Raw genomic sequence first — 12,046 nt, forward strand, 5'->3', positions numbered from 1 at the left:
ACCGGGTTTCGAGCCACACTGCCCACCCTCCGGTCGAGAGCGCGCTCGGGACCCTGGACAGGACCCGGGGGCCCTGTGCCGGGGCCGCTGCGGCTCGCTCGCTCCGCTCGCTCATTGTCGTACTACTTCCGCAGCTCGATGACGGTCTTGCCGATGCGGATCGGTGCGCCCAGCGGAATCGGTTGCGGCGTGGTGAGCCGGTTCCGGTCGAGGTAGGTGCCGTTGGTGGATCCCAGGTCCTCGACGATCCAGTTGCCGTCGCGGTCCGGGTAGATCCTGGCATGCCTGCTGGACGCGTAGTCGTCGTCCAGCACGATCGTCGAATCGTGCGCGCGGCCGAGCGTGATGGTCTGCCCCTGGAGCGCCACCGTGGTTCCGGTGAGGCTGCCCTCGGAGACGACCAGCTTGGTCGGTGCGCCGCGGCGCTGGCGCTGCTGCTGCGGGGGCGCGGCCTGGCGGCCCGCCCCGGTGTTCTGCTGTTGGGCACGCGTGTCGGGCGCATTGCCGCGGCGTGAGCCGCGCTGCGTGACACGTGTGCCGAACAGGTCGCTGCGGATGACCTGGACGGCCACGATTACAAATAGCCACAGGACGGCTAGGAAACCTAGCCGCATGACCGTCAGGGTCAGCTCTGACATTGCCCCCGCTTCACCCTTCGGCTTGCCGGTAAACGATGGTGGTGCTGCCCACGACGATCCGCGAGCCGTCGCGGAGCGTAGCGCGGGTGGTGTGCTGCCCGTCCACCACGATGCCGTTGGTGGACCCGAGGTCCTGGATCGTGGCGGGTGTGCCCGTACGGATTTCGCAGTGCCGGCGGGAGACGCCGGGGTCGTCGATCCGTACGTCGGCCTCGGTGCTGCGGCCCATGACAAGGGTGGGACGGGAAATCTGGTGGCGGGTGCCGTTGATCTCGATCCAGCGCCGGATCTGCGCGCCGGGCATCGGACCGGGGCCCGCAGGAGGTCTGCGGTCCGCGGCGGCCGGGCGGCCGCCGCCCGGCGGGCTCGGCGGCATCGGCGGTGCGCCGCCCGAGGTGGGCTGCGGGTAGCCGTACGCGCCGCCGCCGCGCGGAGCGGAGGGGGCGCCGGGGCCCGGTCCCGCTTCGGGTGCGGCGACCTGGGAGGTGCTGGAGGCGAGCGTGCGGCTGCGTACGCGGTAGAGACCGGTGTCGAGGTCGTCCGCCTTCTCCAGGTGAACCTTGATCGGTCCCATGAAGGTGTAGCGCTGCTGCTTCGCGTAGTCGCGGACCAGGCCGGAGAGTTCGTCGCCCAACTGGCCGGAGTACGGACTCAGGCGCTCGTAGTCGGGGGCGCTGAGCTCGACGATGAAGTCATTGGGGACGACGGTCCGCTCGCGGTTCCAGATCGTCGCGTTGTTGTCGCACTCGCGCTGAAGGGCGCCGGCGATCTCGACGGGCTGGACCTCGGACTTGAAGACTTTGGCGAAGGTGCCGTTCACCATGCCTTCGAGCTTTTGTTCGAAACGCTTCAGGACTCCCATGGGGCACCTCCTCCGTCGTTGTCGTCCTGGTACTGCTTACTGATCGTATCCACGCGCCGGGAAAACGGCTGGTTCCCCTTGTCCGCCCAGTCGATGAGTGTCACCCCTCACAAGGGATCGTAGAGGTGGCTTCCTGACAGTGTCCCGCACGTGCGCTCCTCCCTTGAGGAGTGGGTGCCGGAGGTCGGCGTTCCACTGGCGGGTCCCCGGAAACTATGCGTGTGAACCCACCCCGACCAGCGTGCTAATCTTCTTCTTGTCGCCAAGCAGTCGCACAAACCAGTGCGGGGAATCGAACGACATCACTCATGCGCGAGTGGCGGAACGGCAGACGCGCTGGCTTCAGGTGCCAGTGTCCTTAGGGACGTGGGGGTTCAAATCCCCCCTCGCGCACTCTTGAGATTCGGGTCTCACCGTGAAAACGGTGGGGCCCGTTTCTGTATGTCCGGACACGGGACGTCCGGACGCGGATCGGCCCGTTGATCAGGGCGGGCGGTCTGACGGTGTGCTGGTCGGAGGCGGTTGTGGCGCGGTCGAGGCTGTTCGGTGTCGGTGCGGGGGTGCTGACGGGGCTGGCTGCCGCGCAGCAGGTGATGCTCGCCGTGGGCCTGGGGGGCTGGCTGCCCGGCTGGCAGCCGTGGCCCTGTCTGCTGCTCGCCGCGGTGCTGTGGCTGCTCGCGAAGCCCTGGTGGAGTGAGAACGGGCCGGGTGCGGAAGGAGTTCCCGGGCTCTGGACAGCTGCGGAGAAGTGGCTGCGCCGGGTTCCGGTCTGGGCGTACGTCGTGGTGGTGCTGGTCGTCACCGCGGCCGTGTGGGCCTGGCTCCAGGACTTCGAGCCGTACCTCGGTCATGAGGAGGCCGTCTACGCGAACAAGGCGCGCTTCTGGTTCGACGGAACGCCCGACGCGGGCTGGGGCGTCTACCGGCCCGTGGGCCTGCCCGCGCTCGGTGCGATCGCCCTGTGGGTGACGGGGTACGACGGGTACGCGTCCGGCGGTGGCATGGGGGCGCTGCGCGCGGTGACCCTCGTACTGGCGCTGCTGATGCTGTGCACGACGTACCTGGTGGCACGCGCGTGGACGACGCCGCGGCGGGCGCTGGTGGCGGTCCTGGTGCTGCTGAGCGGGCTCGGGTTCCTGCGCCGGATGCCGGAGTACCTGAATGACATCGGGTCGACCGCACTGCTCCTGATCGTGGTGTTCCTGCTGGTCCGGTCGCTGGAGCAGGCCGGGACGAAGGCGGGTGCACGGGCGCTCTGGCTGGCGCCTCTTGTGGTGCTCGCAGCCTTCTATATGCGGTACGGAGTGGTGGGAAACCTCCTGGCCGTGGCTCTTGCGGGTGTTTTCGCGTACGGGCCGAGGGCCTGGTGGGCGCTCGGGTGGCGGTTGTGGGCGGCGGTCGGCGTGCTCGTGGTGGGGCTCGTTCCGCACTTCGTGTACGCCACCGAGCGCACCGGGAAGCCGCTGGGGATGATCCTGTCGGCGACCTCGCAGGCCAACCGGGAGTACGTGGGCGACGGGTTCGTCTACTACCTGAGTGTTTTCCCGTACCGGCTGGCCGGTGACCTGGGCGCTGTCGTGATGACGGCGGGTGTGTGCGCGGCGTTCGCGGCGTGGCGGCGGGTGCGCAAGGGCGGTGCGGCCGCTTCTGGTGTGCGTGCCGATGACCGGCGCCGGGTGTTCCTGGGGGCTTCGGCGCTGCTGGTGTTCGTGGTGCTGGGAGTGGCGACCGACGGCGAGCCCCGGTTCGTGTACCTGCCGGTGACACTGCTCACCGTGCTCGGGGTGCAGGCGGTGGCGGAGCTCACGCGGGCGTGGGCGCCCCGGGTGCTGATGTGCGTGGGGGCGCTGGCGGCGGTGACGGTGCTCGGGACGACGCAGGTGGTGGCGCACGGGGCGATGCCGGGGCCGACGAAGCTGGGTGTCTCGACGGTGCCGGTGGCGAGGGCGCTGGCGGCCGAGGACGGCGAGCGATGCCTGATCGTCACCGGGTACGAGCCGGAGTTCGGCTGGTACTCGGGGTGTGACGCGATGACGTACCGCCAGTACGAGGAGAAGTACGCGGGGGAGCGGGCGGCCCAGGTCCCGAAGGGGACGCGGGTGAGCTTCGTACGGTTCGCGAAGGGGCGGCTGCAGCCGGGGGCGGCCGGGGTGCGGAAGCTGATCGACGGGCGCCCGGCGACGCCGCTGCGGATGCCGGCGGTGGAGGGCGGGTCGGCGGGTGCGGCGACGGTGTGGAGCGTGCGCTTCTGAGCGGTCCGCCGTCGCTGTGCGGTCCGACGTCGCTGTCCAGCTCCGTCTTTTCCGAGCACCTTCTTTGAGGTGGTGCGCGCTCAGGTGCGGCTGTTGTTGTAGCGGAGCAGGCACGAGGCGAAGCGGCTGAGGTCGTCCTCGCTCCAGTCTGCGAGGTCGGTGGCGCGGCAGCCCTGCTGGTCGTGGATGTGCGCGAGCAGTGTGTACGAGACCAGGGGCAGGTCCGGGTGGAGCCGGGCGGTGGTGGCGCGGGCCCGGCGGGCAAAGGCCGTCAGTTCGCGTTCGTTGGTGTCGACGGCACTCGGCGTCCGAGATCTGCCCAGCCCGAGCGTGTGAGAACGGCCCCGGATCTACTCCGGGGCCGTTCTTCATATGAGTTCTCGGTTATCCACAGGGTGTCTGAGCAGGGGATCGACAACGGCGCTACGGTCGTGGGGAGTTGATGCAGAGCCGCAGGAAGCGGCTCGTGCAGCGGTACGGAGCGGGGGGACGGTGCATGACGAACGAAGCAGCGGAAACAGGGGAAGCCGGGCGGATTCCGGTGGTCGAGGGCTTCGCGAGGCGGGGCACGCGATCGGTGTCCGACAAAGCGGGCTCGGGCAAAGCGGGCTCGGGCACGGCGGAGTCGCGCAAGGCGGAGGGAAAAGCTCTGCGGGTGAAGGTGCCGCGAGCCGAGCACCGCACGCTGGTCCTCGACGCGGGGCGGCCGGACGCGGTGCGGGCCGTCAAGGAGTCCAACCGGGGGCGGGTCACGTCGCTGACGCCCATACGTGTGGGGCGTATGGCCGCGAGCCCCTTCTCCTTCTTGCGCGGTTCGGCGGGACTCATGGCGCACGACTTGGCGGGCACTCCTGTCACCGGGGTCGCCGCCCAGATATGCGGAGACGCGCACGCGGCGAACTTCGGCCTCTACGGTGACGCCAGGAACCGACTGGTCATCGACCTCAACGACTTCGACGAGACGGTCGTCGGACCGTGGGAGTGGGACGTCAAGCGGCTCGCGGCCTCGCTGGTACTCGCCGGACGCGAGGCCGGGGCGGACGAGGACACCTGCCGTCGAGGGGCCTTCGACGCGGTCGGCGCGTACCGGCGGACCATGCGGCTGATGGCGAAGATGCCCGCGGCGGACGCGTGGAACGCGATAGCCGACGAGGAACTCGTCTCGCATACCGACGCCCGCGACCTGCTGGGCACGCTGGAACGGGTCTCGGAGAAGGCCCGCAAGAACACCAGCGCCCGGTTCGCGGCCCGGTCCACCGAGGTGACGCAGGACGGCGGCCGGAGGTTCGTGGACGCGCCGCCGGTGCTGCGCAGGGTGGCCGATGAGGAGGCGGCCGCAGTAGCCACCGCGCTCGGCGAGTACCTGGGGACCGTCGCCGAAGACCGGCTGCCACTGCTGGCCCGGTATGCGATACACGACGTGGCGTTCCGGGTGGTGGGCACCGGAAGCGTCGGCACCCGGTCGTACGTGGTGCTGCTGCTCGACCACCGGGGCGAGCCGTTGGTGCTCCAGGTGAAGGAGGCGCGCGCCTCCGCCCTCACCCCGTACCTGCCGAAGGCCGGATTCGAGATACCGGAGTCGGTGCACGAGGGGCGACGGGTGGTGCTCGGGCAGAAGCGGATGCAGGTCGTCAGCGACATCCTGCTCGGCTGGTGCACGGTCGAAGGACTGCCCTTCCAGGTGCGGCAGTTCAGGAACAGGAAGGGGAGTGTGGACCCGGCGGCCCTGGAAGCGGACCAGGTCGACGACTACGGGCGGATGACCGGAGCCCTGCTCGCCAGGGCGCACGCGCACAGCGCCGACCCGGGGCTCGTCGCGGGCTACTGCGGAAAGAACGAGGAGTTCGACGACGCGGTCGCCGACTTCGCCGTCACCTACGCGGACCGCACGGAGGCGGACCACGCGGAACTGGTGGCTGCGGTGAGGAGTGGGCGGATCGAGGGGGAGATGGGGGTGTGAGGGGGGTGGGGTGAGGGGGGGGCTGGGGGGGGGAGGGGGGAGCCCCCCTGCTGGAGCTGGAGAGAGCGCAGGGTGGCAGGGACCGTAGGCTGGACGGGTGACTCAGGATGCCGCCGGGGGACCGGTTACCCCGAATGAAGACGACGTACGGTCCGGTGCGGGTGCGGCCGGTGAGCGGCCGGAGGCGCGGTTGGAGAAGGCGGTGGGGGCCGCCGAGCAGGCCCTGATCGAGTTCGAGATCGCCGTGGAGACCTTCCGGATCGAGGTCGAGAACTTCTCGCGGCTGCACCATCAGAAGCTGGGGCCGATGTACTCGCGGCTCGACGAGCTCGATGCGCAGATCGCGGAGGCGAAGGCGGGGCGGACCGGGGATCCGGAGGATCTGGCGAAGGCGCAGGAGCTGCGCGCGCTGGTCATGCCGATGCCGGGGGTAGAGGAGCTGTTCCACGACTGGATGGACTCCGACGGCCTGTCGCCGGAGGCTGCGGCGATGCTGACCGATCAGCCGGTGCGGCCGCCGGAGCGGGTGCGGCCCAGTGAAGAGGCGCGGAAGCTGTATCGCGAGCTGGTGCGGAAGGCTCATCCCGATCTGGCGCGGGAGGAGCAGGAGCGGACGCGCCGGGAGGAGTTCCTGACCCGCGTGAACGCCGCTTACGCGCGGGGTGACGAGGGACTGCTGCGGGAGCTGGCGGAGGAGTGGGCGGCAGGCCCTGTGCCCGAGGTGCGGCTCAGCGCGAGCGAGGAGCTGTACGCCAGGCTGGAGTGGCTGTCGCAGCGGAAGGAACTGTTGACCGTCGTCGCCCGGGATCTGGAAGAGGGTGCCATCGGGTCGATGCTGCGGATGGCGCCGGAGGACCCGGACCGGCTGCTGGACGAGATCGCCGAGCAGCTGCTCGCACAGGTCTCCGAGCGGGAGGCCGAGCTCGCCCGGTGGGTGCAGTAGCGTTCCGGGGCGGTGGGGGTCGCGGGCGGCCTCTCACCGCATGTGGTGAGTGACCTGTAGTGGTGTGCGTACGAGAGAAGGCTTGAACCATGAATTTCGCCTCGATGCCCTCGGTGGACGTCGCGTCGGTACCGGCTGACGGCCTCGTACTGGACGTCCGGGAGGCCGACGAGTGGTCCGCGGGGCACGTCGAGGGCGCGCTCCACGTGCCGATGAGTGATTTCGTCGCCCGGTTCGGCGAGGTCACCGAGGCGGTGGCGGACGGCCGCCGCGCGCATGTGATGTGCCGGGTCGGCGGGCGGTCCGCTCAGGTCACCCAGTACCTCGTGCAGCAGGGCATCGAAGCGGTGAACATCGAAGGCGGAATGCTGGCGTGGGACGGCGCCGGTCGGCCGATGGTCGCCGACGGCGACGCCCCCGCGTTCGTACTGTGAGGGCCTGAGGGCCTGAGGGCTGGAAGGTGCTGAGGGCTGTCAGGCCAGGGGGTGGGCGGCCAGCAGGTCGCCGAGGGTTTCCTCGTGGGCGGCGGCCGGGCCGAGGCTGAGTTCCAGTTGCTTGGCCCAGGCGTGGTAGCGGTGGAGCGGGTAGTCCGTGTCGGCACCGAAGCCGCCGTGCAGGTGCTGTGCCGTTTGCACGGTGCGGCGGACGCCGTCCGACGCCCAGATCTTCGCGACCGCGATGTCCGCGGCGAGTGGAAGTGCCCCTTCCGCGCCGGTGCTCAGTCGCCAGGCGGCCTGCCAGAGGGTGGCTTCCATGGCGCGCAGGTCGATGTAGCGGTCCGCGGTCTGGACGGCGACGGCCTGGAACGTGGCGACGGGATGGCCGAACTGCTCGCGCTGCGAGGTGTAGGCGGCGGACATGTCGAGGACGCGTTCGCCGAGGCCGAGGGCCTGGGCACAGGTGCCGGTGGTGAGGAGGGCGTGCAGCCATTCCCACGCCGCCGGGTCGGTGATCACCTCGTGCGGTGCGGCGCGTACGGCGTCCAGGTGGACCTCGGCGAGGAGTTCGCCGCTGGTGGAGATCTGGTCGGAGAGGGTCACGCCGGTACGGTCGCGGGGGATCAGGGCGAGTACGGCGCGGCCGTCCCCGGTGTGAGCGGGTATCGCGATCAGGTCGGCGTGCTGCGCCCACGGGACTGCGGTCTGTACGCCGTTCAGCGTCCAGGAGGAAGTGTCCGACTGCCTCGCGGTGACGGCGAGTTGGGCCGGGTCGTGGCCGGTGCGTCCGTGTGCGGCGGCGGTGAGGACCAGTTCGCCGCGCCCGGTACGGGGGAGGATGTCGCCGGTCAGGTCCTTGTCCCCGTACCGCTGTACGGCCAGGGCGACCGCGCTGGTCTCCAGCAGGGGGACCCGGGCGAGGACCTTAGCGGATTCGCGCAGGACGAGGCAGAGGGCGAGCGGGTCCAGGCCCGCTCCCCCGTGTTCCTCCGTCAGCAGCAGGCTCAGCAGATCGGCGGCGGCCAGCTTCGCCCACAGCGGGCGGTCGAAGTCGGCGGCGACGGCGCCCGTGGTGAGCGCCGGGCTCGGTACCGCGTCCGGTGCCACTCCGGCGAAGACGGCCCGTGCCGCCTCGGCGGCCGCCTGCTGCTCCTCGGTGAAGGTGAAGTCCACTGCCTTGCCCTCCCGTACCCGTGCGCGCACTGATGTCCGGATGTCTGACGGTGCGTCAAGATAGAACACGTTCTACAGGAAGGGAATGGCGCGGGCCGTTCAAGGCTCGGGGCTCGGGCCGCCCAAGCTCGGGGCGCGGGCCGCTCGGGGTGCGGACCTCACGGTTCAGCGGTCGAAGTCCAGCTCCACTTCTCCGGTGGCCGGATGCGACTGGCAGGCCAGGACGTAGCCCGCGTCCGTCTCTTCCTCCTCCAGCGCGTAGTTGCGGTCCATGCGGACCTCGCCGCGGACCAGGAAGGCCCGGCAGGTTCCGCAGACCCCGCCCTTGCAGGCGTACGGAGCGTCGGCACGCGCCCGTAGCACCGTCTCCAGCAGGGATTCGCCGTCCTGTACGGGCCAGGTTCCGGAGCGGCCGTCGAGGGTCGCGGTCAGGGTTCCGCCCACCGCGGTGGGCACGGCCGCGGCCGGTGCGGCGGACGTGGCTCCGTCGTCGACGTGGAAGATCTCCTCGTGGATGCGGTCCCGGCCGACCCCGAGTCCCCGCAGCGCGCGCTCGGCACCTTGGACGAGGCCGAGCGGTCCGCACAGGTACCAGCCGTCGATGTCGGCGACGGGAAGCAGCGCGGGGAGCAGCCCGGTCAGCCGTTCCTCGTCGAGTCGTCCCGACGGCAGGCCCGACTGCTGCTCCTCCCGCGAGAGCGCCGTGACCAGCTGGAACCGGTCGGGGAAGCGGTCCTTGAGGTCGGCGATCTCCTCCAGGAACATCGTGGAGGCCGCCGTGCGGTCGCTGCGGATCAGGCAGAACCGGGCGTCCGGGCGGCGGGTGAGCAACGTCGTCACGATCGACAGCACCGGGGTGATGCCACTGCCGCCGACGACCGCCGCGAAGTATCCGTCGCGGGGCTCCAGGACGAACCTGCCGGTCGGCGGCATCGCCTCGACAGTGTCTCCGACCAGCAGTTCCTTCAGCGCGTACGTGGAGTACGCGCCGCCGTCGACGAGTCGGATGCCGACGCGCAGCACCGGTTCGTCGGGGGCTGCGGCTGCGGGGGCGCAGATCGAGTAGGTGCGCCGGATCTCCTGGCCGTCCACGATCCGGCGCAGGGCCAGGTGCTGGCCGGGCACGTGCCGGAAGGTTTCGCGCAGCTCGGGCGGCACCGCGAGGGTGACGGCCACCGCATCGTCGGTGAGCCGCTCGATGCCCCGGACCCGGAGCGGGTGGAACGGCATCTACAACTCCTTGAAGTGGTCGAAGGGTTCGCGGCAGGCCACGCAGCGGCGCAGCGCCTTGCACGCGGTGGAGGAGAACCGGCTGAGCAGTTCCGTGTCGACGGAGCCGCAGTTCGGGCAGCGGATCGCGAGGGAGAGGGGTATCGGTCCGGAGGCCGCCCCCAGGGGGCCGCTGACGTCGCGGGTGGCGCGTGGCGGTGCGATGCCGAACTCGGCCAGTTTGCGGCGGCCTTCGTCGCTGATGTCGTCCGTGGACCAGGCCGGGGCGAGCACGGTGCGCACGGTCACCTCGGTCATGCCGCCGCTCTCGTGGAGTATCCGCTCGATGTCCGCGGACATGGCCTCGATCGCGGGGCAGCCGGTGTACGTGGGGGTCAGGTCGACCTCGACCCGGCCGGGTCCTGTCACGTGTACCGCGCGCAGCACGCCCAGTTCTTCGAGGGTGAGCACGGGGAGTTCGGGATCGGGGACCGTTCCCGCCAGTCGGCGCAGCTCGGTCTCCAGGGGGGTGTCCTGTTCCGTCACCATGTCGCCCCCGGGTGGCTGCGGTGCAGGTGCTGCATTTCGGCGATCATCCGGCCGAAGGACTCGGTGTGCAGGCCCTGTCGGCCCGCGCCCGCCGCCCATGCCCCGGTGCGGGGCCCTTCGGGCACGGTGAGCGTGGCCCGCTCCAGTACGGACGTCACGGAGGTGAGCCACTGTGCTTCCAGGGTCTCCTGGTCGGCGTCGAGGCCCTCGACGGGCTGGAACGGCTCTCCGGTGAAGCGCCACAGGGCGTCCACCGCGCGCTGCATCCGGCCGTGGCTCTCCTCGGTGCCGTCGCCCAGGCGCAGCGTCCACTGCTCGGCGTGGTCGCGGTGGTACGCGGTCTCTTTGACTGCTTTCGCGGCGAGGGGTGCGAACGGTCCTTCACCGGCGGCCAGTTGGCCGTACAGCAGGTGCTGGTAGGTGGAGAAGTAGAGCTGGCGGGCGATGGTGTGGGCGAAGTCGCCGTTCGGCTGCTCGGTGAGCTGGAGGTTGCGGAAGGCGCGTTCTTCGCGGAGGTAGGCGAGTTCGTCCTCGTCGCCGACGAGGGAGAGCAGGATGCGGGCCTGACCGAGGAGGTCGAGTGCGATGTTGGCGAGGGCGACTTCTTCTTCGAGTACGGGGGCGTGGCCCGCCCACTCCCCCAGGCGGTGGGAGAGGACGAGTGCGTCGTCGCCGAGGGCGAGGGCGGCGGTGTGCGCGACAGCGGCGGCGGTCACAGGTGCTTCACTCCGTCCGGGATCTCGTAGAAGGTGGGGTGGCGGTAGGGCTTGTCGCCGGACGGTTCGAAGAAGGAGTCCTTCTCGTCGGGGGACGAGGCGGTGATCTGGGCGGACGGTACGACCCAGAGGGAGACGCCTTCGGACCTGCGGGTGTAGAGGTCGCGGGCGTTGCGCAGGGCCATTGCGGCGTCGGGGGCATGCAGGCTGCCCGCGTGGGTGTGGGACAGTCCGCGGCGGGAGCGCACGAAGACCTCCCACAGCGGCCAGTCGTGGTGGTTGTCCGTGCCGGTCATGCGACTTCCCCCTTGTGCTCGTCGTGCTCGCGTTGCTTGGTCGCGTACGCCGCTGCCGCGTCCCGGACCCAGGCGCCTTCTTCGTGCGCGCGGCGGCGCTGGGTGATGCGCTGTTCGTTGCAGGGGCCGTTGCCCTTGAGGACGTCCCAGAACTCGGCCCAGTCGATGGCGCCGAAGTCGTGCTGGCCGCGCTCCTCGTTCCACTTCAGGTCCGGGTCGGGGAGGGTGAGGCCGAGGGCCTTCGCCTGTGGGGCGGCGATGTCGACGAAGCGCTGGCGCAGTTCGTCGTTGGAGTGCCGTTTGATCTTCCACTCCATGGACTGCGCGGAGTGCGAGGACTCGTCGTCGGGCGGGCCGAACATCATCAGGGACGGCCACCACCAGCGGTTCACCGCGTCCTGCGCCATGGCGTGCTGTTCCGGGGTGCCCTGGGAGAGGGCGAGGAGCGATTCGAAGCCCTGCCTCTGGTGGAAGGACTCCTCCTTGCAGATGCGGACCATCGCGCGGGCGTACGGGCCGTAGGAGCAGCGGCAGATCGGTACCTGGTTGGTGATCGCTGCGCCGTCCACGAGCCAGCCGATCGCGCCGACGTCGGCCCAGGTCAGGGTGGGGTAGTTGAAGATCGACGAGTACTTCTGGCGGCCGGCGTGCAGTTTGTCGAGGAGCTCTTCGCGGCTGGTGCCGAGCGTCTCGGCGGCGCTGTAGAGGTACAGGCCGTGGCCCGCTTCGTCCTGGACCTTGGCCATGAGGATCGCCTTGCGGCGCAGCGAGGGTGCGCGGGTGATCCAGTTGGCTTCCGGTTGCATGCCGATGATTTCGGAGTGCGCGTGCTGGGCGATCTGGCGGACCAGGGAAGCGCGGTAGGCGTCCGGCATCCAGTCGCGCGGCTCGATGCGCTCGTCGGCCGCGACGGCCGCGTCGAACACCGTTTGCGGGTCCGGCATCGATTCCTCCTTCGCGGGGTGGGTCTGCCCTTCCGTCACTGCCGTCATCCTGGCCCCCTGTGCCACC

13 protein-coding genes and 1 tRNA gene are annotated in these 12,046 nt (G+C 70.4%); 5 read left to right on the forward strand and 9 right to left on the reverse strand.

The window, feature by feature from the left end; genetic code table 11:
* Positions 1–122 precede the first annotated feature (122 nt).
* Both OG897_RS01320 and OG897_RS01325 read right to left on the reverse strand, forming a co-directional pair.
* A complete protein-coding gene (locus OG897_RS01320; RefSeq protein WP_189822498.1) occupies positions 123–638 on the reverse strand; it encodes an FHA domain-containing protein in 516 nt (171 codons plus the stop codon).
* Positions 639–648: 10 nt separating this feature from the next.
* Positions 649–1,500: a DUF3662 and FHA domain-containing protein gene (locus tag OG897_RS01325; protein ID WP_266652015.1), complete on the reverse strand. Its 852-nt coding sequence runs from the start codon at positions 1,498–1,500 to the stop codon at positions 649–651.
* 310 nt (positions 1,501–1,810) lie between these two features.
* Between OG897_RS01325 and OG897_RS01330 the strand changes: the two genes are divergently transcribed.
* Positions 1,811–1,893: transfer RNA gene (locus OG897_RS01330), tRNA-Leu, on the forward strand.
* A 131-nt stretch (positions 1,894–2,024) separates the two neighbouring features.
* A complete protein-coding gene (locus OG897_RS01335; RefSeq protein ID WP_266652017.1) occupies positions 2,025–3,752 on the forward strand; it encodes a glycosyltransferase in 1,728 nt (575 codons plus the stop codon).
* Between the two features lie 80 nt (positions 3,753–3,832).
* On the opposite strand, the gene OG897_RS01340 is transcribed toward OG897_RS01335, so the two are convergent.
* Positions 3,833–4,075, reverse strand: coding sequence for a hypothetical protein (locus tag OG897_RS01340; RefSeq protein ID WP_266656482.1), 243 nt, complete (start codon positions 4,073–4,075; stop codon positions 3,833–3,835).
* A gap of 173 nt (positions 4,076–4,248) precedes the next feature.
* Here OG897_RS01340 and OG897_RS01345 point away from each other — a divergent pair, with 173 nt between their 5' ends.
* From OG897_RS01345 to OG897_RS01355, 3 genes are all read left to right on the forward strand, one after another.
* Positions 4,249–5,712: a DUF2252 domain-containing protein gene (locus tag OG897_RS01345; RefSeq protein WP_266652019.1), complete on the forward strand. Its 1,464-nt coding sequence runs from the start codon at positions 4,249–4,251 to the stop codon at positions 5,710–5,712.
* Positions 5,713–5,809: 97 nt separating this feature from the next.
* Complete coding sequence (locus OG897_RS01350; protein ID WP_266652021.1) at positions 5,810–6,655, forward strand: hypothetical protein; 846 nt, start codon at positions 5,810–5,812, stop codon at positions 6,653–6,655.
* An 89-nt stretch (positions 6,656–6,744) separates the two neighbouring features.
* Positions 6,745–7,089, forward strand: a complete 345-nt coding sequence (locus OG897_RS01355; protein WP_266652023.1) for a rhodanese-like domain-containing protein — start codon at positions 6,745–6,747, stop codon at positions 7,087–7,089.
* A gap of 39 nt (positions 7,090–7,128) precedes the next feature.
* Here the strand turns inward: OG897_RS01355 and OG897_RS01360 are convergent, their stop codons facing one another.
* From OG897_RS01360 to paaA, 6 genes are all read right to left on the reverse strand, one after another.
* On the reverse strand, positions 7,129–8,265 hold the full coding sequence (locus OG897_RS01360; protein ID WP_266652025.1) for an acyl-CoA dehydrogenase family protein: 1,137 nt from the start codon (positions 8,263–8,265) through the stop codon (positions 7,129–7,131).
* Positions 8,266–8,430: 165 nt separating this feature from the next.
* Positions 8,431–9,495 (reverse strand): 2Fe-2S iron-sulfur cluster-binding protein, encoded by a 1,065-nt coding sequence (locus OG897_RS01365; protein WP_266652027.1) that lies wholly within the window; start codon positions 9,493–9,495, stop codon positions 8,431–8,433.
* Entirely contained in the window at positions 9,496–10,023 is a 528-nt protein-coding gene (gene paaD / locus OG897_RS01370; RefSeq protein ID WP_266652029.1) for a 1,2-phenylacetyl-CoA epoxidase subunit PaaD, read from the reverse strand.
* Complete coding sequence (paaC, locus tag OG897_RS01375; RefSeq protein ID WP_266652031.1) at positions 10,017–10,739, reverse strand: 1,2-phenylacetyl-CoA epoxidase subunit PaaC; 723 nt, start codon at positions 10,737–10,739, stop codon at positions 10,017–10,019. Before paaC ends, paaD begins: the two co-directional genes overlap by 7 nt.
* Positions 10,736–11,035: a 1,2-phenylacetyl-CoA epoxidase subunit PaaB gene (gene paaB, locus OG897_RS01380; RefSeq protein WP_266652033.1), complete on the reverse strand. Its 300-nt coding sequence runs from the start codon at positions 11,033–11,035 to the stop codon at positions 10,736–10,738. The genes paaC and paaB overlap by 4 nt, the downstream gene beginning before the upstream one ends.
* Complete coding sequence (gene paaA / locus OG897_RS01385; protein WP_266652035.1) at positions 11,032–11,979, reverse strand: 1,2-phenylacetyl-CoA epoxidase subunit PaaA; 948 nt, start codon at positions 11,977–11,979, stop codon at positions 11,032–11,034. The genes paaB and paaA overlap by 4 nt, the downstream gene beginning before the upstream one ends.
* Between the last annotated feature and the right edge of the window lie 67 nt (positions 11,980–12,046).

The sequence above is a fragment of the Streptomyces sp. NBC_00237 genome (assembly GCF_026342435.1).
In the GTDB taxonomy this organism is placed as follows: Bacteria; Actinomycetota; Actinomycetes; order Streptomycetales; family Streptomycetaceae; genus Streptomyces.